This is a genomic window from Bradyrhizobium sp. HKCCYLS3077 (assembly GCF_051167555.1).
Classification (GTDB): domain Bacteria; phylum Pseudomonadota; class Alphaproteobacteria; order Rhizobiales; family Xanthobacteraceae; genus Bradyrhizobium.
Genome location: NZ_JBNPTH010000002.1, coordinates 938838 through 961911, shown reverse-complemented (window position 1 = coordinate 961911; position 23074 = coordinate 938838). Strand labels below are relative to the sequence as shown.

The following is a 23074-nucleotide window of genomic DNA, read 5'->3' as shown; positions in this document are numbered from 1 at the left end:
CGTCCAATTCATCTTCTGGCGCGGCAGCTTCGCGCAGCGTTCGAAGCGTCCTCCGCGGTTGAGACGATGCTTGAGCTGCGTCACGGCCGCACCAGGCCGAGCCTCGAGAGGCTCTCCGCGGTCGCGATGATGATCTCATCATTCGGTCGCGGATTCCAGCCGAGCAGGCGCCGCGCCTTGTCACTGGTGGCGGCACGGCGGAGGCCCAGCAGCGGCTTGACGTCCCGCAACTGCGGGACGCCGAGCGCCACGATGCGGGCCAGCCAGTTCGGCATCTCGAACCGCGGCGCGCACCGTCCCGCCTCGCCCATCCGCAGCCGCAGCACCGCGGCAATCTCGATCACCGACAGCGGCGGTCCGGCCACGGCCAGGAACCGTTCGCCGCTCGCGGAAGGCGCAGTCATCGCGCGCAGATGCAGGTCGGCGACGTCGCGAACGTCGACCAGGCCGAGATGGATTTTCGGCGCGAGCGGCGCCCGGCCCTGCATCAGCGCCTGCACGAGCGCGATGGACGGCGAAAAATTCGGGCCCAGCACCGGACCAAGCACGGCGACGGGGCAGATGCTCACAAGCTCCAGCCCTGCGCCCTCGCGGGTGACAAAATCCCACGCGGCGCGTTCGGCCAGCGTTTTCGACTTCGGGTAAGGCTGCACGTCAGGACCGGCGAGATCGCTCCAATCGGCCTCGTCGAAGGGTGTCGTGCGCGGCGGATGGCCATAGGCGACGGCGGAAAACGACGAGGTCAGCACCACGCGCTTCACGCCGGCCTCGCGCGCCGCCCGCAACACCCGCAAGGTGCCGTCGCGCGCCGGCACAATCAGCTCGTCCGCGTTCTTCGGCACGTAGTCCGGCAAGGGCGAGGCGATGTGGAGGACGTAGTCGCAGCCGGCTGCCGCGGCGGACCAGCCGTCATCGCTGGTCAGGTCGGCCGCATGGAACGCGACCGCCCCGGCATTGGCCGCACCACCGCGCCGCAGCATCGCCCGGACCTCGCTTGCGCGATCGAGGCTGCGCAAGGTGGCGCGGACGCGATGCCGGGCGGCCAGAAGTTGCAGGATGGTGTGGACCGCGATGAAGCCGGAACCGCCGGTGACGAGAACCTCGCTCATCGCAACAGTCTCTTGATCAGCTGCATCAGCCCTGCTCCGCCGCTCGTATCCCGGCGAAACCTCATCGCAGGGTGACGTGGCAGGGCGATGTCAGCGAGCACCGATGCTCAGGTGACGCTGCCGGCCGCGGCGACATCAACGGGCTCGCGCGCATCCAGCCAGGGCAGCTCGAACTGGCAGATGAGACCGTTCTCGGAGAAGGTGCGCTGCAGATGCCTGACGGTGCGGGTGAGCAGCCGGCTGCCGAAGCCGACCACTGCGGGCTCATGGGCCGGCGGCCCGCCCGTCTCTTGCCAGCGAACGTGCAGCGCGTCGGGTCCCAACGACCAGCTGACGTCGACACGTCCGTCCGGCGTGGTCAGCGCGCCATACTTGCTTGCATTGCAGGCCATCTCATGGATGACCAGCGCGAGCTGGGTGGTCAGCTCGACGGGCACCAGGATCGCAAGCCCGCTGGTCGAGAGCTGTTCGCGCGCACTGACGAACGGCGCCACCTGGCCGGCGACGAGCGCGGCGAGGTCGGCGCCCTGCCAGTCGTTCTCCGCCAGGCTGGTGTGAACCGTCGCCAGCGCGTGCAGGCGCGAGGTGAAATCGCGGACCTTGGCGTCGTGCCGCGGCAGCAGCTGATGCGCCAGCGACTGCACCACGGCCAGGCTGTTCTTGACGCGGTGAGCCAATTCGTGGACCAGCAGATCGCGCTTGCGGTCCGCCTCCTTGGCCGCCGTCACGTCGATGTTCACGCCGATCATCAGGTCGGCGCCGCCGTCGCCGCGCAGCAGTCGGGCCCGGCCCTCGATCCAGCGCAGGCTGCCATCCGGCAGCGCGACGCGCCATTCGGAGTCGAGCTTGCCGGTGATCAGCGCCCGCTTGTTGTCCCGGTCGGCGCGCGACCGGTCCTCGGGATGGACCAGCGCCAGCCAGTCATCATAGGTGCCGGGGAACGTGCCGGGCGCGAGGCCATAGAGCTCTTCGATCTCGTCGGACCATTGGCTGGTCCCGGAGCGACCGTCCCAGATGAAAGTCCCGAGCCGCCCATATTTGGCGGCCAGCTTGAGCTGCTCGGCAGTTCGCGACGCGTCGTCCCTCGCCTTGGCGAGCATCCGGAAGTTATCCTGAATGATGCGCTCGCTTTCGGCCTGCGCCTTTTCCGCCGCGGCCAGCCGTGCGTTGAGCGCGCGGACCTCCGGCGGGTCGGAGGGCGCGGCCTCGCCGGGGATGGCGCGCTTTCGGGCGATGCTGTCGAGCGGGCGCGCAATGCTGCTGGCGATGCCCGCGGCCAGCAACAGCGCCAGCGCGCAGATGCTCGTCGCCGCGATGGTCGCGGTCTTCACGGTGGAAGAGACCGCTTCGGCAAAGGCGCCCTGCTTGATGCCGACGCCGATGGTCCAGTCGCTCAGTTGGGGATGCGCATTGGCGTTGATGATGCTGTCCCCCTCGATCGAGGGGAATTCGGCGATCCCTTCGACCCTGGCATGGGCGCGCCAACCTGCCGATGCCGGCTGGCCGGTGGAGGTCGCGTTCTTCGGGATGCGCGAGACGTAGCGCCCCTGGCTGTCGATGATCCCGACGAGCCAGTTGGCCGGCAACTGCTGCTGCGCCAGCAGCCGCGTATAGCTCGCGGCCGGCATCGCGATCGACAGGCAGCGGAACGGCTTGCCGTCTCTGAATACGGGGACATCGACGGTCGCCACCCACTCGCCCGAGTTCGGCCCCGTGAAAAGGTCGGAGATGGAGGGCCGTCCGGTCGCGAAGGCGCGCTCCTGCGAGCGCCGGCCTTCCGGCGTGCGCTCGCCGAGCGGCTTGCCAGGAGGCGCGAGCGTGTTGAGCAGCAGCCGGCCGCTCGCGTCAGACACGATGATCCAGCCGTCCCCGGTCACCAGCCCGACCCGGCGCGCCTCCGCTTCGAAATCCGTGAGGTCGGCGGCAGCGAGGTCCGGCGACTTCGCCAGCACCTCTGCCAGCGCGATATAGCGCCGCAGCTCGGCGTCGACGGCGCCGGAGATGGTCTGTGCCGCATAGGACAGGCCGCGCCGGATCGAGCCGTCCGCCGACTGCTGCATGGAGGCGATGACATAGGCGATCAGCCCGACGCAGGGCAGGAACAGAATGCCGGCCAGCAACAGCAGGCGGCCTTTGATGGTCAGGGCCCCATAGCAACGCTGCGCCGTGACGAGCACGCCGCCAAGCAAGGTCCCCGGTCTGTCCAGCTCGCGCATGATCCCCCGCGGCGAGTTCCTGATCGGAACGGCCACCAATTCCGCAAAGCGCGAAAAGTTCCTGAAAGGACGGGATGATCTGCGGAAGGACAGTGTCCGGCCCCAGCAAACCGAGGTCGCGTCAACGATGGGAGCGGCCCTCAGCGGCCAAGGCCGCTGGCGCGTCCTCGGCACTCCAGCCAATGCTCGAAGATGCGGCCGCTCCCGGCGGGCGGCCGCAGTTCAGGCTCGGTCAGGTCAGCGCCGCGACTACTCGTCGCGATAGACCTTTTCACGCTTTTCGTGGCGTTCCTGCGCCTCCACCGACAGCGTGGCGATCGGACGGGCTTCGAGCCGCTTCAGCGAAATCGGCTCGCCGGTCTCCTCGCAATAGCCGTAGGTGTTGTCTTCGATGCGCTGGAGCGCGGCGTCGATCTTGGAGATCAGCTTGCGCTGGCGGTCGCGGGCGCGAAGCTCGATCGCCCGGTCGGTCTCCGACGACGCGCGATCGGCGAGGTCGGGATGGTTCACGTTCTCCTCCTGCAGAGCCTGCAGGGTGAGCTTCGATTCGCGCAGGATCTCCTCCTTCCATGCCAGCAGCTTGGCGCGAAAGTACTCGCGCTGGCGTTCGTTCATGAAAGGCTCTTTTTCGGAAGGTTTGTAGTTCTTCAACTTTTCCAAGGTCAGCCCATCTGTACGTGCTGGCGCCGGTCTCGGCACCGGCGGACGGAATACGCCCGTTCGCGGCCGCGTTATATAGCGGCCTCATGTGACAGACAATATTTCCATCGGCACGGACCGCCCGCCGGTCGGCCGGTTGCACAGGCAAATTCGGCCCTGCCCGGCGGGACGGCTCCGGGGAGGCTAATAGCCGACCGTGAAACGGGCCCTCCGGTGCGCCGGACGCTCGATTTCGTCGGCCATTGCGACCGCGAAGTCCTCGAAGGTGATGAAGCTCTTGCCTTCGGCATCGACCAGCAACTGGTCCGTTCCGAGCCGGAACTTGCCCGTTCGGGCGCCGAAATCGATCATTGCGGACGGCGACAGGAAGGTCCAGTCGAGCTCGGTCTCCTGGCGAAGGCGGTCCAGGAACGCCGCCCCCTTCTCCGCCTCGGCCTTGTAGATGGCCGGGAAGCCCGGCGTGGTCACCAGCCGCACGCCGGGTGCGACCTCCAGCGAGCCGGCGCCGCCGACCACAAGGTAACGAGATACGCCGGAATCCCTGGCCGCCCCGATAAGAGTCTCGACATCGCTGGCGGAGAAATGGATGGAGCTGATCGCCACGTCATGGCCCTTCCAGATCCGCGCCAGTTCGGCCCGATCGTTGGCGTCGCCCTTCACGGCGGTGATGTTGGCGTGCTTTTCGATCTTGTCCGGGTTCCGGGCGATGCCGGTGACCTGATGGCCGCGGCTGGCCAGCTCGGCGGTGATGCGGGATCCGGCACGGCCGGACGCGCCGGCGACGGCGATCTTCATTCGAAACTCCTCTGTTCGAGATTCACGATCCGGACCCGAGGCTCTGGACGAGGCGTCCCAGTATCCGATAGTGACTAGATAGCGGAATGAATGCTGGTGTTAAGAGAGCACTTCAAGATCACCTGGTCACGCCGGAGTAACCGATGAGGGCCGCGAACGTCTATTCGGCCGACTGCCCCACCCGTCAGATCCTCGATCGCGTCGGCGACAAATGGGCGGTGCTGATCCTGATCCTGCTGCGCAACGAACCGTTGCGCTTCAATCAGTTGCGCCGGGCCATTGAAGGCATCTCGCAGAAGATGCTCTCGCAAGTGTTGAAGAGCCTGGAGCGCGACGGCCTGGTGCGACGGCGCGCGATCGCAACCGTTCCAGTGACGGTTGAATATTCGATCACGTCGCTTGGACTGACCCTGGCTGCCGCGGTCGATCCCCTGCGCGACTGGGCCGAGCAGCATCTGAAAGACGTCATGGCCGCACAGCGGCGCTACGACGCGCAAGCGTCGTCGAAGGCCGCTTAGTCGCGTCAGCCCTGTCCCGCCTTGGCGAGCTCGACCTCGACGCGGAGTTCGATCTCCGAGAGGATCGCATCGAGCCGCGTGTCGCCGGAGCTCTGCTTCAGCTCGGCCGCCGCATCGCGCAGCCGCAGCGCCATCGTGGTGTCGAGCCTGCCGGACAAGAGCGACAGTTTGAGATCGTCGAGCACGTCCAGAGCGCGCTTGCCGCGCTGGACCGAGCGCTTGCGCCGCTCGGCCGGATCCTCCTCGATGCCCTGCAACGCCAGCAGCGCGTCGATATTGGCGGTCTGCTTCGGCGCGAGTGTCGCGCGCGTGTCGTGCGTGGTGCCGATGTCCGGCAGCTTGAAGCCGCCGGAGGACGTCTTACGCGTGGAGCTGGTCGACGTGTTCAGCGTCGTGCCGTTCGGTCCATAGATGCGCATCGGTCTCTCCCCGCAAGCTCTGCGTGTCGGCGCGGAGATTGGCCGCGTCGTGGTTAACGGTGCGTAAATGGCCCGGCAAATTCTGCCGGGGCGGCAGCTTCGTTCCTCCGGAATAGCCCGGGATCGTGACAAGGCGCGCGATCGATTTCACAATCTATCAATGAGTTAGCCCGGAGCATCGCGCTGGCACGGCCCTCGCATAGTTAACGCCGATCATGCGGTCATGGGAGTGGCCACCTGATCACCTGCAGAGTTCGAGGGGAGCATAGGATGCGACGCGTCCGATCTACGCGCCTGTTTCAGGCCGCTTGCGCCGCCATGCTGGCGCTGGCCTCTACCGTCATGTCCGCGCATGCGACGTCGCGGATCAAGGATCTCGCCAATATCGAAGGCGTGCGCCAGAACCAGTTGATCGGCTACGGCCTCGTGGTCGGCCTCAACGGCACCGGCGATACGCTGAACAACATCCCGTTCACCAAGCAGTCGCTCCAGGCGATGCTCGAGCGGATGGGCGTCAACATTCGCGGCGCCACCATCCGCACCGGCAACGTCGCGGCCGTGATGGTGACCGGCAACCTGCCGCCCTTCGCCACCCAGGGTACGCGCATGGACGTGACGGTGTCCGCACTCGGCGACGCCAAGAACCTGCAGGGCGGCACCCTGCTCGTCACCCCCCTGCTCGGCGCCGACGGCAACGTCTATGCGGTCGCGCAGGGCTCGCTCGCGATCTCCGGCTTCCAGGCCGAGGGCGAAGCGGCCAAGATCGTGCGCGGCGTGCCGACGGTCGGCCGCATCGCCAACGGCGCCATCATCGAGCGCGAGATCGAGTTCGCACTGAACCGGCTGCCGAACGTCCGCCTGGCGCTGCGCAACGCCGATTTCACCACGGCCAAGCGCATCGCGGCGGCCATCAACGATTTCCTCGGCGTCAAGACCGCCGAGCCGATCGACCCCTCGACGGTGCAATTGAGCGTCCCGCCGGAGTTCAAGGGCAACGTCGTCGCCTTCCTGACCGAGATCGAGCAGCTGCAGGTCGATCCGGATCTCGCCGCCAAGATCGTCATCGACGAGCGCTCCGGCATCATCGTGATGGGCCGGGACGTCCGCGTCGCCACCGTCGCGGTGGCGCAGGGCAACCTCACCGTGACGATCTCCGAGAGCCCGCAGGTCAGCCAGCCCAACCCGCTCTCGCGCGGCCGCACCGTGGTCACGCCGCGGACCAGCGTCGGCGTCACCGAGGAAGGCAAGAAGTTCGCGGTGGTGAAGGATGGCGTCTCGCTGCAGCAGCTCGTCGACGGCCTCAACGGCCTCGGCATCGGACCGCGTGACTTGATCAGCATCCTGCAGGCCATCAAGGCCGCCGGCGCGATCGAAGCCGACATCGAGGTGATGTGATGGCCACCTCCTTCGTCGACTCCTACAACGGCCGCGTCGCGCTCACGATGCCCCGGGCCGCGGCGATCACGACGCCGCGCACCGATCTCGATCTCGCGGAAGCCCTGACCAAGGTCTCGCCCAAGGCCCAGGCCAAGGCCAAGTCGACCGCGACCGACTTCGAGGCCATGTTCCTCAACAGCATGTTCTCGCAGATGACCAACGGCGTGAAGGGCGAAGGTCCGTTCGGCGACACGCCCGGCACCGGCGTGTGGCGCTCGATGCTGACCGAGCAATATTCGAAGAATTTCGCCAAGGCGGGCGGCGTCGGCATTTCCAACGATGTCTTCCGCACCCTCATCCTGCAACAGGCCGGCAACAGCAACGCCGGCAGCAACAGCAAAGCGTAGATGTTCGCGTGACAAGCGCGTGGGCCGCGAAAGGCTCACGCCAAAGGGAGTTATGAATGACCGTACAGGGCCAGGCGAAGAAGACGACCTACACCGCAGCCGCGACCGCCGCGGAGGCACGCGCGCTCGCCGACGAGATGGTCAGCGTCATGAGCGAGCTGATCGCGGTCATCGAGCAGGAGACCGAGCTGGTGCGCGCCGGCAAGCTGAGCGAAGGCATGGCGTTCGGACCGCGCAAGACCGAACTGTCGCGGCACTACGTCACCACGGTGGGCCGCCTCAAGGCCAGCCAGGCCTTCATGAAGCAGACGGCGCCGGAGCTGCTCGGCACTCTGCACCGTCATCACGACACCTTCCGCGCGATGCTGCAGGTGAACCTGACGGTGCTCGCGACCGCGCATGCCATTTCGGAAAAGGTGGTGCGCGGCGTCAATGCCGAGGTTCAGCGCAGGAATGTCCCGAGCACCTACACGGCCGGCGGCCGTCGCGCCACGCCGGGCGCCCGCCATCTGACCCCGCTCGCCGTCAGCCGGACGCTCTGAGCCTCCCAAGCGCCCGGTGATCCCCGGCCGAGCCGCGCCGCCCCGAACGGGCCGCGCGGCTCGCGTCGTTTACGGTCGAATAATCTTAAAACCCCCGGCCGAATCACAACGCGCCGTTCATCCTATTTCCTAACATAACGTTGATTGGTCATCGGCATAGTTGCCAACGGGATGGGTAGGGAATTGACTCGATGGCCATGAGGAGGCTGCCATGAGTTCCGATTTCAGCGTGAGACCGGTGGGGGCGCCTGCGTCCGTCCCGATAGTCCAACCGTCGAGCCCGGCGGTGGTGAGCGCTGTTCCAACGGACCTTCCTCCGAGCCAGACCGTCACCGCGGCCGAGCCCGGCGTGCCCGTGCGAAACGACATTCCGACGAATGTCCCCAACGACCTGTCCGTCTCGCGCCAAGCCTACTACGATCGCGCTGCGGCCGCCCTGGTGTTCCAGGTCGTCAACCGCAAGACAGACCAGGTCGTGACTCAATATCCGGACGAAGCCGTGCTGCGGCGACGGGCCTACTTCAACACGCTCGACCTGCAGAAGGATCTGCAGAAAGCCGACGTGCCGCGCGTCACGGCCACCGACCGCACGGCCTGAGTCCCTATCGGTCCACCAGATCGATCGCTGCGCTTGCACGCCGCCCCCACCGGGCGGCGTCATCGTGTCGAGCGGCCGAATGTCGAATGCCGGGAACGGCGCTTTCTTCACAATTGGGAGGACTGCGAGCTCGGCGGATCGGGCCGGCTTGCCGGCGCAACGGTCGCTCCGCTGGCTTGGTGCGAGCGGAGAGAGAGCCCGCGGCGCAATCGAGCGGATCATTCGCAATGCCGAGCAAGCTCGGCTGACATGATGGAGGGGCCTTCAAGCGGGCGGCCCTGCCCGGCGATGGATCGCTTCAGCTGCGGCCCGACAGGCCGGCTGCGATGTGGCAGTTGATGTCGATCAGCGACTTCAGCTTCGCCGGATCCGGATCCATCTGCATCTCGATGGTCTGCTTCATGACGAACACGCCGATGTTCGCGATGTTCTGGCGAATGTCCATCGGGTTGGGATTGTCGTCCATCTCCATGGCGCTCATGAAGATCGTCCACAGACGACGATTGAACAGCAGCGCCTTGTACATGTTGCGGTCGGGGCCGTTCCAGTTCGCCTGCACTTCCTGCAGCTGCCGCGCAGCCTTCAACAACGCCTGAGCTTCGATCTCCCGTGGTGACGCCGTCGTCTGCGACGTACGGGCATAAGCTTGAGCGGCATATGACATCAACTACTCCGGACTGACGCGGGACACGACAAAACTGCCCGGATTTTGTACGTTGGGTGCCTTTAAAATATGGTTAGCGGGCGTTAGCGGAATTGGCATCATCGCGTCACCGAACACCGCAAAAAAGCCTTGCTTGCGGCACGTCTTAATTTGTGACGAACGCATGCCGTCAAGATTTTCAGAACGCATTCGCTGCGGGATCATCACGATATCGAAGGGCGAGTACGACGGCGCAAGCTCTTCGCGCAATCACCGTGCTTCACCGCCGCGGTGACGCACCAATCACCCGACGAGCAGACCAAAAACGAAAAGCGGCGGGCCATGCCCGCCGCCTCGAAATGCTGGATGAAGCTGATCGCGCTCAGCGCAGCAGCTGCAGGACGCTGGCCTGCGACTGGTTGGCCAGCGCGAGTGCGGAGACCGCGATGGACTGGCGGGTCGACAGCGCCTGGCTGTTGGCCGCTTCCTCGTTGGTGTCGGCGAGCGTCAGGTTCGACGAACCGGTCTGCAGCACGTTGATCAGGTTCTTGTTGAAGTCCTGACGGATCTGCACGATCGAGAGGTTCGAACCGAGCGAGGAGGCTTCGGAGCGGATCGCCGTCGATGCGGTGTTCAACGTCGACAGCACCTTGTTGGCGGAGTTGCTGTCGAGGAAGTCGGTGCCGACCACCAGCGACGACAGGCCAAGGCCGGTGCTGTTGAAGGTCACGCCGGTGATGTTCAAGGTGGACCGGCCGGTCTCGTTGAACGTCAGCTTCAGCGTGTCACCGTTGAGCAGGTTGATGCCGTTGAACGACGCATCCTGCGCGGTGGTGTTGATCTGCGCCAGCACGTTGTTGTACTGCGCGATCAGACCGGCACGCGTGGTCTGCGAGTTGGTGTCGGCCACCGGCGTCGATGCGGTGACGCCGTTGAACGCCGCGCCGCCGGCGGTGGACGAGCCGGCGATCGCGCCGATGGTCGACGATGCCGCTTCGTTGGTGGTGAGGATCGTCAGCTGGCCCGTGGTGCTCAGGCTCGCCTGCAGATTGTTGGCCGCAAGCGCGGTGTTGAGCTGCGCCAGTGTCGATATCTGCGACGCGCCTGTGCCGAACGTAATGTTGGTTGCGACGCCGCCTCCTGTCGAGGCGATTGTAAGCGTCTGTCCTGTCAAGGCTGGCGGATTTCGCGTGGTCGTGCCGGCGGTCAATCCGAGCTTCGCCAGCGCTGTGCCGGATAGTGTGAGGTCCTGCGCGGTGCCTGTCGACAATTGGACCTTGCCGGCGGCTACCGACGACGGCGTCGCGGTCGCGCCCGTGACCGAGTCGATCGCGGCCAGCAGGTTGTTGACGGTGTCGCCCACGCCGATATTGGTGCCCGCCGAAACCGAGCCGGCGACGAAGGTGAAGACCACGCCGTTGACCGTCAGCGTATCACCGGTCGTGATGCTGCTCGCGAGGTCGTTCGAAGTCGAGCTCGCGGTGCCCGACAACCGGGTCGTGCCGGTGATCGCGACGGCGGTGCTCAGATTGTCGTTGTTGACGACGGAGCCGGTGACCTGCGCATTCGACGAATTGCCCAGCAGGTTGTTCGCGGTTGCGCCGGGAATGACGGCGGACGTGATGCTCGACTTGGTGGTGTAACCCGTCGGCGCCTGGAGAACCTGGCTTGCGATCGACTTGGCGCTGTCGACCAGCTTCTGGAGCGAGGTGAGACCGGTATTCGCGGCCTGGAGAACCTGGACACCGTTACCGATGCTGTCGAGCAGGTTCGCAATGTCGCTCGCACGGTTGTTGAGCGATTGCGCGGTGAAGAATTCGGTGGGGTTGTCGAGCGCCGTGTTGACCTTGTTGCCCGTGGCCAGGTTGTTTTGAGTCGTGGCCAGCAGCGATGCAGTGTTTTGCAGCGCCAGCAGGTTTTGGCGAACCGAAGCCGAGAGAACAATACCGGACATGTGTGTGAAACCTTCCTAGTTATTCACCAGGCGGTTTTAGTACAGGTACTTTTAAAACATGGTTAATGCCACTTTAAATTTCTTGCTTAACGACTGGTTGCGATCCCCTGCTCTGCCCTCGGTCCGTGCCTGGACCAGTAATGATACGGCCCAGGCGGCAGAACCGGGCGCAAAAAAGCGGCGGGGTTTCCCCCGCCGCTTCCGATTTTTGCCTGAGAACGCCGTGTTTTAGCGGAGCAGCTGCAGCACGCTGGCCTGCGACTGGTTGGCGAGCGACAGCGCGGACACCGCGATCGACTGGCGGGTCGACAGCGCCTGGCTGTTGGCCGCTTCCTCGTTGGTGTCGGCGAGCGTCAGGTTCGACGAGCCGGTCTGCAGAACGTTGATCAGGTTCTTGTTGAAGTCCTGACGGATCTGCACCACCGAGAGGTTCGAACCCAGCGTCGAGGCCTCCGAGCGCAGCGTCGAGCTTGCCGTGTTCAGGAGGTTGATGGTCTTGTTCGCCGAGTTGTTGTCGAGGAAATCGGTCCCCGCGGTGAGGTTCGACAGACCGAGGCCGGTCGTGTTGAACGTCACACCGGTGATCGACAGCGTCGACTTGCCGTTCTCGTTGAACGTCAGCTTCAGCGTGTCGCCGTTGAGCAGGTTGACGCCGTTGAAGGAGGCGTCAGCCGCGGTGGTGTTGATCTGCGCGAGCACGTTGTTGTACTGCGCGACCAGGCTTGCGCGCTGGGACTGCGCGGTGGAGTCGACAACGGGAGCCGCAACAGTCGCGCCGTTGAAGATGCCGCCGGTCTGCGTGGCCGAGCCGCCGAGGGTCGCGATCGTCGACGACGCCGCATCGTTGGTGGTCGAGATCGTGATCTTGCCGGTGGCCGAGTCGAGCGCCGCCTGCAGGTTGTTGGCCGCAAGCTTGGTGTTCAGATCGTTCAGCGACTTGACCTGTCCTGTCCCCAGCCCGAACGTGATGTTCGTTGCCGTACCTCCGCCGGTTGCCGCGATCGTCAACGTCTGGCCAGCCAGACCATCGCCGATTGTCGACAGACCGAGCTTGGCCAAGGTGCCGGAGCTGCCCGAGACGGTCAACCCTGCGGCCGGAGCCGTCAGCGTGATCGCGCCCGCGCTGAGCGAGGCGGTGACACCGGCCTGCGTCGAGATGGCCGACAGCAGGTTGGAGACGCTGTCGCCGATGCCGATGCTGGTACCGGTCGAGGTCGTGCCGGTGACGAAGGTGAAGGTGGTGCCGTTGACGACCAGCGTTTCACCGGAGGTGATGCTGGAGGCCAGGTTGTTCGACGCGGTGCCTGCCGTGCCGGACAGCTTGGTCGAGCCGGTGATCGCCGAGGCGCTCGAGGTGTTGTCGTTGTTCACGACCGTGCCGGTCGCCGAGCTCGCGCTCGAGCCGAGCAGATCGCTGGCGGTTGCGCCGGTCAGCGCCGAAGACGCCACGTTCGACTTGGTGGAGTAGCCGACCGAGCTCTGCAGCACCTGGTTGGCAATCGACTTGGCGCTGTCGACGAGCTTCTGCAGCGAGGTGATGCCGGTGTTGGCGGCCTGCAGAACCTGCACGCCGTTGCCGATGCCATCGAGCAGATTGGAGATGTCGGAAGCGCGGTTGTCGAGACCCTGGGCGGTGAAGAAGTTGGTCGGATTGTCGAGAGCCGAGTTGACCTTCTTGCCCGTGGAGAGATTGTTCTGGGTGGTGGCGAGGAGCTGAGCCGTCGACTGAAGCGAGAGCAGATTCTGACGCACCGACGCCGAGAGAACAATACCTGACATTTTCATACCCTTCTGGTGTGAAACAAACTGCCCGATCCATTCAGGATCCGAGCGAAGCCCGTGGTTGAACTCACCAGCGGGCGACGGGATCAAGGTAAATGGCAGTGGCTAACAAAGGGTGAAGTGGCGGCGGCGGATGCACCTCCCGCAAACCATGATCGGCGCGGCGCCGCGAACTGATTCGCGGCGGATACCATTGAAAACACCGCATATTTGCCCGGCGGTCACGGCCGTTTACCGGCTGTTAACCATGTTCGGAAAGGATTGGTGCGCGCCGACCGATCGAGCGCGCAGACTCCCCGCGCGACTTCACCAGCAGCCGGGCTGATCACCCGGTCTCGACGGAGCAGGTTCGGCGCCGCGCCGACCGCGGCAACGGAGAAACAGAATGGCCCTGAAAGTCGAACTCAAGCCGCATGAGCGCATCATCATCGGCTCCTGCGTGATCACCAACACCGACCAGCGCGCGCGCCTCCTGATCGATGGCGAGAACATTCCGATCCTGCGCGAGAAGGACATTCTGACGCCGGAGACGGCCGATACGCCCGCCAAGCTCGTCTATCTGGCCGTGCAGCTGATGTATATTTCGCCGGGCGCCGACGCCGATCACGGCACCTATTTCAACCTGCTGCGCGACATCATCACGACCGTTCCGAGCGCATGGCCGATCATCGAGGCGATCAACGGCCATATCCTCAATGGCGATCTGTATCAGGCGCTGAAGGAGGCCAAGAAACTCGTGGCCTACGAGAAGAAGCTGATCGAACAGGCGGAAGCCGAACAACACGACCAGGACAAGCCGGTGAGCTCGGCGGCCTGATCAGTTTCAGCTCGACTCTGGAAAGCGAAAGCCCGGCTCGCGGACGCGACGCCGGGCTTTGCTTTGCCTGCGACCGCGGACGCGCGCTGCACTCGTTCGAACGATGTCGTGACCAAATAAAAAGAACGGCGGGGTTGCCCCCGCCGTTCTCGATTTCGATCCTGCCGTTCTGGCGGATCAGCGGAGCAGCTGCAGCACGCTCGCCTGCGACTGGTTGGCAAGCGACAGCGCGGACACCGCGATCGACTGGCGGGTCGACAGCGCCTGGCTGTTGGCCGCTTCCTCATTGGTGTCGGCGAGCGTCAGGTTGGACGAGCCGGTCTGCAGCACGTTGATCAGGTTCTTGTTGAAGTCCTGACGGATCTGCACGACCGAGAGGTTCGAACCAAGCGTCGAGGCTTCGGAGCGAAGCGTGGAGCTTGCGCTCGTCAGCACGCCGATCACCTTGTTCGCCGAGGCGTTGTCGAGGAAGTCGGTGCCCGAGGTCAGCGTCGACAGGCCGAGACCGGCCGAGTTGAACGTGACACCGGTGATCGACAGCGTCGACTTGCCGTTCTCGTTGAAGGTCAGCTTCAGAGTATCGCCGTTCAGCAGGTTGACGCCGTTGAACGAGGCGTCGCTCGCCGTCAGGTTGATCTGCGTAAGCACGTTGTTGTACTGCGAGACCAGGTTGGCGCGCGCCGTCTGCGCGGTCGAATCGGCCACCGGAGCGGCGATTGTGGCGCCGTTGAAGGCGTTGCCGCTGACGGAGAACGCCGTGCCGCCGATGGTGCCGATCGTCGAAGAAGCGGCATCGTTGGTGGTCGAGATCGTCAGCTTGTTGGTCGACGAGTCGAGCGTCGCCTGCAGGTTGTTGGCTGCGAGCTTGGTGTTGAGGTCGTTCAGCGACTTCACCTGCCCCGTCCCTAGCCCGAACGTGAAGCTGGTCGCCGTTCCTCCGCCTGTCGCCGCGATCGTCAGCGTCTGGCCCGCCAAGGCGTTGCCGGTGGTCGACAGGCCGAGCTTGGCCAAGGTGCCGGAGCTGCCGGAGACGGTCAATCCTGCCGCCGGAGCGGTCAGCGTGATCGCACCCGCGGTCACCGAAGCGGTCACGCCGGCCTGCGTCGAGATCGCCGACAGCAGGTTGCTGACGGAATCGCCGATGCCGATGCTGGTGCCGGTCGAGGTCGTGCCGGTGACGAAGGTGAAGGTGGTGCCGTTGACGACCAGCGTTTCACCGGAGGTGATGCCGGTGGCCAGGTTGTTCGACGCCGTGCCTGCGGTGCCGGACAGCTTGGTCGAGCCGGTGATCGCCGAGGCGGACGAGGTGTTGTCGTTGTTCACGACGGAGCCGGTCACCGAGGTCGCGCTCGAGCCGAGCAGGTCGTTCGCGGTTGCGCCGGTCAGCGCCGACGAGACGACGTTCGACTTGGTGGAGTAGCCGACCGCGCTCTGCAGCACCTGGTTGGCGATCGACTTGGCGCTGTCGACGAGCTTCTGCAGCGAGGTGATGCCGGTGTTGGCGGCCTGCAGAACCTGCACGCCGTTGCCGATGCCATCGAGCAGATTGGAGATGTCGGAAGCGCGGTTGTCGAGGCCCTGGGCGGTGAAGAAGTTGGTCGGATTGTCGAGAGCCGAGTTGACCTTCTTGCCCGTGGAGAGGTTGTTCTGGGTGGTGGCGAGAAGCGTAGCCGTCGACTGGAGCGAAAGCAGATTCTGGCGCACCGACGCCGATAGGACGATACCTGACATTTTCATACCCTTCTGGTGTGAAACAAGACCCGATCCCTTCGAGATCGGGTGAAGCCCGGCGGCTTGGCGACCGGAGCGACGGGCGTCACGGTGAAGGGCAGTGGCTAACAAACGCTGAAGCGGTTGTAGGCCGGCGCTGCTTCAATCGGTAGAATAGGCCATTCGGCGTGTCGTATCGTCGCACAGGCGCGCGAAAGCGCCCGTTGAAAAGGTTCAGAGATTCACCAGACGCGCGTGATCTTCACTACGCGTCAACCACCTTTGGAAACCGTAAGACACGCGTCATCGCGCGCTCGCCGGTGGTAATCATCGACCAGCGCAGCGGACTGAAACCATCATCTGCAATCACAGCGAGAGTGGCGGCGCCTCCACCTCGATCAACGGCATCAGGCCCGCGGCGCGCCGGCGGCCGAACATGAGAACCGCATCGACCAACCGATCGATGTCGCGCGCTTCGGTGCGATGGTTGACGATCGCCGCGCGGATCGCCAAGCGTCCGTCGATCATCGTGGTCGACGGCGCGGCCATGCCGGATTCGTGGATATCGGCAACGATCTCGCCGTTCAGCGCGTCGGCCTCATCTGCACGATAGCGGAAACAGACGATGTTGAGATGGACCGGGGCGAGCTGCTCGAGCTCCGGCTCGGCGCGCACCCGCGCTTCGAGGTGGCGCGCGAGCTCACACGTCTTCTCGATCACGGCGCCGAGCGCGTCGGTGCCGAACGTCCGCAACGTGAACCAGGTCTTCAGTGCGCGAAAGCCGCGCGACAGATCGGGGCCGAGATCGCACGGCCATTCGGTGCCGGCGGCAAGCCCGCGCGTCTCGCGACGCAGATAGGCGGCGGGCGACGCGAAGGCGTCGCGATGCATTTTCCCATCGCGCACGAGCAGGAATCCGGCGTCGTAAGGCACCTGCCCCCATTTGTGAAAATCGAGCGCCAACGAATCCGCCTGCTCGATGCCGGCGAGTTTCGGCGCAAGTGCGGGCGCCAGCATTGCAAGCGCGCCGAACGCGCCATCGACGTGGAACCAAAGTCCTTCGCGACGACAGACGTCGGCCACCTCCGTGAGATCATCGATCGCGCCGATGTCGACGGTGCCCGCGGAGGCCACGACGAGAAACGGATGCAGGCCCGCCGCGCGGTCCTGCGCGATCGCCTCGCGCAGCGCCGCGATGTCGATCCGGTGCGCCTTGTCTACCGCGATGCTGCGCAGCGCATCGCTGCCCATCCCGCAGATGTCCATCGCCTTGGCGATGCAGCCATGCGCGGCCCTGGATGTGTAGGCACGCAATCGTCCGCCCTGCCCGGCCAATCCCGCCGTTCGAACGGATGCGCCCAGCGCCGCGCGCCGCGCGACCAGCACCGCCATCAGATTGGCCATCGACGTGCCGGTCACGAAGATGCCGCTCGCGCCTTCGGGCAAGCCGAACAACTGTCGCGTCCACTCGACCACCTCGCGCTCGACCTCGATCGGCGCATGGTCGCGGCCGCCGAGATTGGCGTTCAGTCCGGCCGCGAGCATCTCGGCGAGCATGCCGACGACGGTGCCGCCGCCATGCACCCAGCCCATGAAGCCGGGATGAACATTGCCGGTGGCATGCGGCACGACGCGTTCGGTGAAATCGCGATAGACGTCGGCGAGTTCGGTCGGCGCATGCGGCAACTCGCTGCGGAAGCTTTGCCGCGTCGCCGGCGACATCGGCTGCCACACCGGCCGGTCGCGGATGCCGGCGACGTAGTCGATCATGTCGTCGAGCATGCGATGACCGAGCGCGCGGACCTCGTCCCAGTCCCGCGGGTCGAGCGCAGCTCCCGGCCGCAACGAAGCCTCGTTGCGCAGCTCCGTGGTCACGCAGCCTGCTCCGCGCGCGCCGCGGCGCGCTTCGCGATCATCTCGGCGAATGCCGCGAAGATCTTCCGCATATGCGGCGGCTTGTAGGGAAAGATATCGGGCGGATCCATGTTGTGGACGACGGCCGTGTTGTCGGCCTCGAACACCAGCAGCGCGCCCTCCTTCGTTTCGGCGCAGTCGATGATGAAGTAGTCGAGGCCGACGCGCGCGGCGATGGCATCGAGCACGCTGCGATGGCGGCGGCCGAAGCCGATGTCGAAGGTCTGCATGAAGGTCGCCTCTTCGAGGCGCTTGCTCTCGCTGCCGGACATGTTGGCGTTGAGGTACCAGATGTCCCAGCGCTTCGCGATCGCCATGTGGCAGGCGTAGGCCGTGCCGTCGACGAACACGATGCGGTATTTGCGGAACTGCCCGTCCTCGCTGGCATAGTCGACGAAGCGCGACAGGAAGAATTCCTGTTCGTCGCGCTCGTCGAGATAGAGCGAGAGCTCGAGCGGCTCCTCGACCTTCTCGAGGCCGACACCGGCATGCGAGCCGCGCGGACGCACGATGAGCGGAAACACGAGCGAACTGTCGAGATCGGCGATCCATTCGCGTTCCTCGGCGATCTCGACCAGACGGTCGCGATCGACGGGAATCGTCGCCGGAATGACCAGCCCTTCGATGCCGGCCAGGAGCGCGTGCAGCTTGTCGCGATCGAGATGCCAGATCCGCTCCGGCGGATTCAGCAGCGAACGCGGCCAGCGCGCCGCGACCGCGTCGATCTCGCGCAGCGCATGCTGGCAATCCTCGGAGTCGGAGGCGATCACGATGGCGACGTCGTGCGCCGGCAGCGGCGCCATGAGATCCGTCCCCGGCACGACATAGAGCAGCAGCAGCTCGATATCCGTGTCCTCGAGCAGGAATTCGATCGGCGTGTTGCTGCCCATGTCGGTGGACGCCGCGAGCGCCAGCACGCGCAGCCGCGGCGGCGTGTCCTGGCGGATCACGCGGTAGAGCTGCTGCGCCTGCAGCACGTCGTGCTGGATCGCGAGCCCGGATGATTTCTCGCCGATCAGCTGCGCGACGAGCGCGAGGTCGAGGCCTTCGCCCGGCGTAGCCGTGCCGTCGAGCAGCTTGCCGAGCAAGGCTGCCCACATCGGCTTGAGATCCTGGCCGTCGAACGCGGCCTTGGCGAGCTTGGCCATGCCGATGCGGTCGGCACATCCTGCGCCGGGCGCCTCGGCCAGCGCGAGCAGATCAGTCGGCATTGCAGATGTCCCTGAGATCCTGGCTGCTCAGCTCCGACACGAGCAGCTCTGTTTTGGCGACGATGTCGACCACGCGGTCGATGTCGGCTTCGAGATTGACGCGCGCGGTGGTGTGGTCGTCGCACCAGGCTTCGGTCACCTGGCGCGCGCCGATGCTCAGCCGCAGCGCGGCGGTCGGCGCCGCGCCGGGGCGTTCGATCCTGACGGGCTGACCGACCAGGCACTGGCGCGCGGCGACGTCAGCCATGGAGCCGCTGAAGCGGCTGCCGAGATCGTGTTGGAGCGCGCGATAGACCGCCTGCGTCTCTCCGAGATCGAGCAGTTTGCCGTCGCGCTGAAGCGCGAACGGAAAGATCGTCGGAAAGCCGAACTCGTCGCCGTCCTCGTCCGCCGCGACTGAACCTGCCGCGATCGGCCGCAACACCGGCGACAGCATCAGCAGGCTCGTGATGGTCTCGCCGAGTTGCCGGATCGCCATCCGGCGGAATGCCGCCGGCACGGCATGATAGGCGGCGATCTCGTCGAGCGCTGCCTCCCAGCGCAGCCATTGCCCGATGTTGGCGCGCGGCGCCGAGCGCGCGCGCAGATCCGTCCAGGCGACCGGCCAGTCGCTGCGGCCGACATAGTCGAACAGGCCCGGCGCAACGGGATTTCCCCCGCGCAGCGCCGCCGACACCAATGGCGGAACCAGGAGCGCGCCGCTGAAGGCCGGTCCGCCAAAAAACTTCGATCCGGAGATCAGCACGAGATGACCGCGCGCCAGATGGTCGCGCAGCCGCGCCGCGCCCAGCCGCATCTGGCAGGCGTCGACCACGATCTGGACCCGATCCGGCCAGCGCCGCGACACCTCGTCCAGGCACGCCATGCCCGGCGCGCGCCAGCCGAGCTTGGACGCGTCCATCACCTGGAGCAGCACGCTGCGCCCGTCGCGCACCAGCGCCTCGACCGCGTCGAGCACGTCGGACTGAATGTTCCTGCGCGGCTGCAGCGATGCGCCGTCGAGCAGCGGCAACGACACCGCCTCACCCGCCAGTCCGTCGATCGGTCCGTCCTTCGTTACCGTCAGGCCGCCCGCGGTCCGTGTGCTGAAGTGACGGCCGCGCGCGCTCGCCGCGGTGCCGCTCCCGGTCTGATCGGAGCCGACGACCACGCTGGTGACGGCATCGCCCAGCAGCGCTCGCGCGAGCGCCAGCGCATGCAGCTGCGAGTCGGTGCCGGAGGGCGAGAAGACGATGCCGACGTCGTCGTCCAGGCCGAATTGTTGTCTCAACTCGCACCGCATCTCCTCGGTGCGCAGGTCCAGCGCCGCGTCGAGGCCGAGCGAAATCGCCGCATGCATCAATTGCTCGCGCGCGAGCTCGACGCGGGCATAGGCACGCTCCGAGATCGGCGACGCCGTGCTCGACGAAAAGCACAACAGATCGGGCGCAGGCGATGGTCCGCAGCCATAGGCGTTGCGGCCCCAGGGGCGGTCGAGAGCCAGGCGAGCATCGCCGCCGTCGATCAGAAGATCGCCAAGCAACGCAAAGAGATCGCGCAGTCCTGTCGCCGCGCCGTCGCGCCGCGCATGACCCGAGAGCCAGGAGACGTCGGGCCGAGTTGCCGCCGGCATCATGCTGATGTCACGCGGCGTCGACAGCGGCAGCGGTCGGAACCGCGATCGCCGAGGCGAACTGCGAGGCGACGTTGCCGTGGAACACGGACGGGCCGACGTGATCGAGACGGCTGTCGAGATCGGCCCAGATCTCGCCGCCGAGATCGGTCCAACGCTTGCAGAACGCGAAATCCTCGCTGAGATAGGTGCCGGTTTCCGGATCGATCAGGCATTCGAACAGCGCGAAGCGGTTCGGGCTGCCGGCCAGCGCATCCTGCGAATGCTCGCGGAAGAACTGCAGCGGCGCGTAAGCGGGATGTGCGATCATCGCCTCGATGACGCGGCGGCGGATCATCAGGAATCCGGTGCCGGCATAGCGGACGCGGGTGAAGCCGTTGACCACGGCGACATGGTCCGGATTCTCGATCTCGAGCACATAGTCGAGCGAGGCGGCCGGCACGTCCATGCGGTTGGACTGGATGGCGCGGCGCGCCTTCGTCCAGTTGACCTTCTTGATCGGATAGACGCCGGCGACCATGTCGCCGCCGGATTCGATCAGGCGAAACACCTGCTTCGGCGTGAAACCGATATCGGCATCGACGAACAGCAGGTGCGTCGCGGTGGGGTCATTGAGGAACAGCGTGACCAGATTGGCGCGGGCCCGGGTGATCAGCGCATCGCCGTCACGCATGTGGACGGTCAGGCCGACATTGGAGGTCGCGCGCAGCTCGCGCTGCAAGGCGAAGATCGAGCTTGCATAGATGCTCGACACCTGGCCGCCGAAACACGGGGTGGCGATCACCAGGTGAATCCGCTCGTCGGTCACGTCACTCACGTCAGCCTCCAGACAAAGAGGCTCTCGCCCCAGATCTGAACAAAAGCTAAAGAGACGTGGTTAACGAAAGCCTAACCGCCGCCTCCCCCGTCGTTCTACAGGTACTTGACCAGCGTCAGCTGGGCGAGCATTGCCGTGGTCTGATAGGACGCCTGCAGATTGGTCTGCAGCTGCAAGAGCTGGCTCGCCACGTCCTGCTGCGAGATACCCTCGGTCTGGTCGACCAGGCTCTGCATCGCCGCCTTGGCCTGGGTCTGGCGGGCCGTTGCGTCCTTCATCGTGGTCTGGGCGTTGGCGAAGTCGGTCTGGATGTCCGAGATCGTCTGCTGGCCGAGCTGCGGCGTCAGATTGGCGGCGATGCGCTGGCTCAGCGCGCCGATCTGCTGCCCGGCATTGGCGCCCGCGGGCGGCGTCACGACCGCGGCATAGACCGCGGTCTGCTGCACGAGATTGCGGATCGCATACTCGTTGCCCTGGGCGCCGAACTGGATGCTCTGCGCGGTGTCGATGCGGATGGTCGCGCTCGACCGCGCCGAACCGGGACCGCTGTTGCCGGTGTACCAATTGACCGTGTTGGCCGAACCGTTGACCAGGCTGGTCGCCGACGCCAGCGGCGAGCCGGACACCCGCAACGGCGGCGTCGGAGCCGTCACGGTGCCCGAGAAGCCCAGCGCGGACAGCGCGCCGGCGTTCGAGCTCGTCAGCGAGAAGCTGGCGGCATCGTCGGTCCGCAGCGTGATCACCCCGCCGCTGACCGTCGAGGCCTTTGAGGTGCCGCTCAACGTGTCGATCTTTCCGAGCAGCGTCTGGACACTGTCGGTAATGTTGATCTGATTGTTGCCGTTGGCGCCGGACGCGACGAAGGTCAGCGTCTGCCCGTTCACCGTGAGCGTGTCGCCGCTTGCGAAGTTCGTCGCGATCGAGTCGGTGCTGGCCGCGCCCGACAGCAGGGTGGCGCCGGTGATCGGCGCCGGCGTCGCGGCCTTGTTGTTGACGGCGGAGCCCGAAACGGCGCTTGCCGTGTTGAAGAAATTGTCGCCCGCGGTGACCGCCGAGGCCGCCACCAGCGAGGTGTTGGCGAGCGTCGAGAGCGCCGTGTTCAGCGCCGCGTTGAGATTGGCCGACGTCGCGGCCGGCGTGGCGCCGATCGCAAACGTATTGGCGGGCGCCGGCGTCGTGGTCGACGCCGTCAGCTTGATCGCCTCCGAGGTGCCGTCGGGCAGTTTGAAGGTGAAGCTGATCTGGTCACCCGCGTTGGGATTGCCGGCGGTGAGGTCGACCGAGATGCCGGCCGGCGAGCCGGACGGTCCGGTCACGGTGGCGTTGGTCAGCGTCGAATTGACGTTGCTGAGCTTGAAGCCGAAAGGCGAGCCGGCGACGTCCTCCGCAAGCGTGATCGGCATCGTCGCCGAGGCCGACAGATTGAGGCGGCCGAGGCCGTTGAGCCCGAGATCCGCCTGCTGCCGCTCGGCGATGACCTGCTTCAGGCCGGCCTGTGTCGGCGTGCCGTTGAGGATGTCGTCGGCAGAGGCGATCGCCGGCCGATCGGTGGCGGTGCCCGAGAAGATGAAGCGGTCGCCGACCTGGGTGTTGAGGATGCCGGTGATCGCCGACAGGTTCGACGAGGCCGTGAGCTGGCCGGTGGTCTGGCCGGTGCTGGTCAGGTTCTGCGGCGTCGCCGCGGCGCCGCTCTGGATCTGGCTGCTGATCTTCGACAGCGACTGCAGCGAGGTGTTGACCGCGCCGATGACCGTATTGACGTGGGTCATCGTCAAGGTGAACGACGAGATGTTCGACAGCTGCGCCCGCGCCGCGATCGCAAACCCCTCGTCCGGACCCATGCCGGCATAGTTGTTCGACTTGACACCGCTGGAGAGCTGCGTCGAGAGGTCCGCGAGCTGGTTGGAGATGTTCCGCACGGACAGGCCGAGCAGAGACGTTCCATAGTTGACACTGCTGATCGACATCTTACA

Annotated in this window: 21 protein-coding genes; 6 read left to right on the top strand and 15 right to left on the bottom strand. The window is 65.7% G+C overall.

All coding sequences use genetic code 11. The features are described 5' to 3' along the window. Positions 1–80: 80 nt before the first annotated feature. The 4 genes from ACQR0Z_RS10545 to ACQR0Z_RS10530 all read right to left on the bottom strand — a co-directional run bounded on the left by ACQR0Z_RS10545 (position 81) and on the right by ACQR0Z_RS10530 (position 4780). Entirely contained in the window at positions 81–1109 is a 1029-nt protein-coding gene (locus ACQR0Z_RS10545) for an SDR family oxidoreductase (RefSeq protein WP_434918544.1), read from the bottom strand. Positions 1110–1216: 107 nt separating this feature from the next. After that, complete coding sequence (locus tag ACQR0Z_RS10540) at positions 1217–3325, bottom strand: sensor histidine kinase (RefSeq protein WP_434918543.1); 2109 nt, start codon at positions 3323–3325, stop codon at positions 1217–1219. A 249-nt stretch (positions 3326–3574) separates the two neighbouring features. Then, positions 3575–3940: an RNA polymerase-binding protein DksA gene (dksA, locus tag ACQR0Z_RS10535; RefSeq protein ID WP_172114412.1), complete on the bottom strand. Its 366-nt coding sequence runs from the start codon at positions 3938–3940 to the stop codon at positions 3575–3577. Between the two features lie 228 nt (positions 3941–4168). Beyond that, on the bottom strand, positions 4169–4780 hold the full coding sequence (locus tag ACQR0Z_RS10530) for an NAD(P)-dependent oxidoreductase (protein ID WP_434918542.1): 612 nt from the start codon (positions 4778–4780) through the stop codon (positions 4169–4171). Between the two features lie 143 nt (positions 4781–4923). On the opposite strand from ACQR0Z_RS10530, the gene ACQR0Z_RS10525 reads away from it, so the two are divergent. After that, the gene (locus ACQR0Z_RS10525) at positions 4924–5298 is read left to right on the top strand and encodes a winged helix-turn-helix transcriptional regulator (RefSeq protein ID WP_434860924.1); all 375 of its coding nucleotides are present in this window, start codon (positions 4924–4926) and stop codon (positions 5296–5298) included. 5 nt (positions 5299–5303) lie between these two features. Here ACQR0Z_RS10525 and ACQR0Z_RS10520 read toward each other — a convergent pair whose 3' ends face one another. After that, on the bottom strand, positions 5304–5717 hold the full coding sequence (locus tag ACQR0Z_RS10520; protein WP_434918541.1) for a flagellar assembly protein FliX: 414 nt from the start codon (positions 5715–5717) through the stop codon (positions 5304–5306). A gap of 270 nt (positions 5718–5987) precedes the next feature. On the opposite strand from ACQR0Z_RS10520, the gene ACQR0Z_RS10515 reads away from it, so the two are divergent. The 4 genes from ACQR0Z_RS10515 (at position 5988) to ACQR0Z_RS10500 (ending at position 8641) form a co-directional block, all read left to right on the top strand. Beyond that, entirely contained in the window at positions 5988–7112 is a 1125-nt protein-coding gene (locus ACQR0Z_RS10515) for a flagellar basal body P-ring protein FlgI (RefSeq protein ID WP_434860922.1), read from the top strand. Next, positions 7112–7501: a flagellar assembly peptidoglycan hydrolase FlgJ gene (flgJ, locus tag ACQR0Z_RS10510; protein WP_434918540.1), complete on the top strand. Its 390-nt coding sequence runs from the start codon at positions 7112–7114 to the stop codon at positions 7499–7501. The genes ACQR0Z_RS10515 and flgJ overlap by 1 nt, the downstream gene beginning before the upstream one ends. 56 nt (positions 7502–7557) lie before the next feature. After that, positions 7558–8043 (top strand): hypothetical protein, encoded by a 486-nt coding sequence (locus ACQR0Z_RS10505; protein WP_434860920.1) that lies wholly within the window; start codon positions 7558–7560, stop codon positions 8041–8043. A 211-nt stretch (positions 8044–8254) separates the two neighbouring features. After that, positions 8255–8641 carry a hypothetical protein gene (locus tag ACQR0Z_RS10500; RefSeq protein ID WP_434860919.1) on the top strand — a complete coding sequence of 129 codons (387 nt, stop codon included), beginning with the start codon at positions 8255–8257 and terminating at the stop codon, positions 8639–8641. Positions 8642–8939: 298 nt separating this feature from the next. Here ACQR0Z_RS10500 and flaF read toward each other — a convergent pair whose 3' ends face one another. The 4 genes from flaF to ACQR0Z_RS10480 all read right to left on the bottom strand — a co-directional run bounded on the left by flaF (position 8940) and on the right by ACQR0Z_RS10480 (position 13017). Next, positions 8940–9305 (bottom strand): flagellar biosynthesis regulator FlaF, encoded by a 366-nt coding sequence (gene flaF / locus ACQR0Z_RS10495; RefSeq protein WP_434860918.1) that lies wholly within the window; start codon positions 9303–9305, stop codon positions 8940–8942. Positions 9306–9308: 3 nt separating this feature from the next. Next, complete coding sequence (locus tag ACQR0Z_RS10490; protein WP_434918539.1) at positions 9309–9554, bottom strand: hypothetical protein; 246 nt, start codon at positions 9552–9554, stop codon at positions 9309–9311. A 112-nt stretch (positions 9555–9666) separates the two neighbouring features. Continuing rightward, complete coding sequence (locus ACQR0Z_RS10485; protein ID WP_434918538.1) at positions 9667–11238, bottom strand: flagellin; 1572 nt, start codon at positions 11236–11238, stop codon at positions 9667–9669. 228 nt (positions 11239–11466) lie between these two features. Further along, a complete protein-coding gene (locus tag ACQR0Z_RS10480) occupies positions 11467–13017 on the bottom strand; it encodes a flagellin (protein WP_434879756.1) in 1551 nt (516 codons plus the stop codon). 388 nt (positions 13018–13405) lie between these two features. Here ACQR0Z_RS10480 and flbT point away from each other — a divergent pair, with 388 nt between their 5' ends. Continuing rightward, on the top strand, positions 13406–13837 hold the full coding sequence (gene flbT / locus ACQR0Z_RS10475; RefSeq protein ID WP_434862439.1) for a flagellar biosynthesis repressor FlbT: 432 nt from the start codon (positions 13406–13408) through the stop codon (positions 13835–13837). Between the two features lie 177 nt (positions 13838–14014). Here flbT and ACQR0Z_RS10470 read toward each other — a convergent pair whose 3' ends face one another. The 6 genes from ACQR0Z_RS10470 to ACQR0Z_RS10445 form a co-directional block, all read right to left on the bottom strand. Then, on the bottom strand, positions 14015–15568 hold the full coding sequence (locus tag ACQR0Z_RS10470) for a flagellin (protein ID WP_434862438.1): 1554 nt from the start codon (positions 15566–15568) through the stop codon (positions 14015–14017). Positions 15569–15913: 345 nt separating this feature from the next. Then, on the bottom strand, positions 15914–17422 hold the full coding sequence (locus ACQR0Z_RS10465; RefSeq protein WP_434918537.1) for a pyridoxal phosphate-dependent decarboxylase family protein: 1509 nt from the start codon (positions 17420–17422) through the stop codon (positions 15914–15916). Further along, positions 17419–18609, bottom strand: coding sequence for an ATP-grasp domain-containing protein (locus ACQR0Z_RS10460; RefSeq protein ID WP_434918729.1), 1191 nt, complete (start codon positions 18607–18609; stop codon positions 17419–17421). The genes ACQR0Z_RS10465 and ACQR0Z_RS10460 overlap by 4 nt, the downstream gene beginning before the upstream one ends. A gap of 52 nt (positions 18610–18661) precedes the next feature. After that, positions 18662–20287, bottom strand: coding sequence for a hypothetical protein (locus ACQR0Z_RS10455; RefSeq protein WP_434918536.1), 1626 nt, complete (start codon positions 20285–20287; stop codon positions 18662–18664). Positions 20288–20294: 7 nt separating this feature from the next. Continuing rightward, a complete protein-coding gene (locus ACQR0Z_RS10450; protein ID WP_434862435.1) occupies positions 20295–21101 on the bottom strand; it encodes a hypothetical protein in 807 nt (268 codons plus the stop codon). A gap of 95 nt (positions 21102–21196) precedes the next feature. After that, on the bottom strand, positions 21197–23068 hold the full coding sequence (locus ACQR0Z_RS10445; RefSeq protein WP_434918535.1) for a flagellar protein: 1872 nt from the start codon (positions 23066–23068) through the stop codon (positions 21197–21199). Between the last annotated feature and the right edge of the window lie 6 nt (positions 23069–23074).

What these genes read in the sequence shown, in the direction of transcription:
- ACQR0Z_RS10545 (WP_434918544.1), bottom strand. Translation starts at nt 1,109, where the DNA reads ATGAGCGAGGTTCTCGTCACCGGCGGTTCCGGCTTCATCGCGGTCCAC.
- ACQR0Z_RS10540 (WP_434918543.1), bottom strand. Translation starts at nt 3,325, where the DNA reads ATGCGCGAGCTGGACAGACCGGGGACCTTGCTTGGCGGCGTGCTCGTC.
- dksA (WP_172114412.1), bottom strand. Translation starts at nt 3,940, where the DNA reads ATGAACGAACGCCAGCGCGAGTACTTTCGCGCCAAGCTGCTGGCATGG.
- ACQR0Z_RS10530 (WP_434918542.1), bottom strand. Translation starts at nt 4,780, where the DNA reads ATGAAGATCGCCGTCGCCGGCGCGTCCGGCCGTGCCGGATCCCGCATC.
- ACQR0Z_RS10525 (WP_434860924.1), top strand. Translation starts at nt 4,924, where the DNA reads ATGAGGGCCGCGAACGTCTATTCGGCCGACTGCCCCACCCGTCAGATC.
- ACQR0Z_RS10520 (WP_434918541.1), bottom strand. Translation starts at nt 5,717, where the DNA reads ATGCGCATCTATGGACCGAACGGCACGACGCTGAACACGTCGACCAGC.
- ACQR0Z_RS10515 (WP_434860922.1), top strand. Translation starts at nt 5,988, where the DNA reads ATGCGACGCGTCCGATCTACGCGCCTGTTTCAGGCCGCTTGCGCCGCC.
- flgJ (WP_434918540.1), top strand. Translation starts at nt 7,112, where the DNA reads ATGGCCACCTCCTTCGTCGACTCCTACAACGGCCGCGTCGCGCTCACG.
- ACQR0Z_RS10505 (WP_434860920.1), top strand. Translation starts at nt 7,558, where the DNA reads ATGACCGTACAGGGCCAGGCGAAGAAGACGACCTACACCGCAGCCGCG.
- ACQR0Z_RS10500 (WP_434860919.1), top strand. Translation starts at nt 8,255, where the DNA reads ATGAGTTCCGATTTCAGCGTGAGACCGGTGGGGGCGCCTGCGTCCGTC.
- flaF (WP_434860918.1), bottom strand. Translation starts at nt 9,305, where the DNA reads ATGTCATATGCCGCTCAAGCTTATGCCCGTACGTCGCAGACGACGGCG.
- ACQR0Z_RS10485 (WP_434918538.1), bottom strand. Translation starts at nt 11,238, where the DNA reads ATGTCCGGTATTGTTCTCTCGGCTTCGGTTCGCCAAAACCTGCTGGCG.
- ACQR0Z_RS10480 (WP_434879756.1), bottom strand. Translation starts at nt 13,017, where the DNA reads ATGTCAGGTATTGTTCTCTCGGCGTCGGTGCGTCAGAATCTGCTCTCG.
- flbT (WP_434862439.1), top strand. Translation starts at nt 13,406, where the DNA reads ATGGCCCTGAAAGTCGAACTCAAGCCGCATGAGCGCATCATCATCGGC.
- ACQR0Z_RS10470 (WP_434862438.1), bottom strand. Translation starts at nt 15,568, where the DNA reads ATGTCAGGTATCGTCCTATCGGCGTCGGTGCGCCAGAATCTGCTTTCG.
- ACQR0Z_RS10460 (WP_434918729.1), bottom strand. Translation starts at nt 18,609, where the DNA reads ATGGCCAAGCTCGCCAAGGCCGCGTTCGACGGCCAGGATCTCAAGCCG.
- ACQR0Z_RS10455 (WP_434918536.1), bottom strand. Translation starts at nt 20,287, where the DNA reads ATGATGCCGGCGGCAACTCGGCCCGACGTCTCCTGGCTCTCGGGTCAT.
- ACQR0Z_RS10445 (WP_434918535.1), bottom strand. Translation starts at nt 23,068, where the DNA reads ATGTCGATCAGCAGTGTCAACTATGGAACGTCTCTGCTCGGCCTGTCC.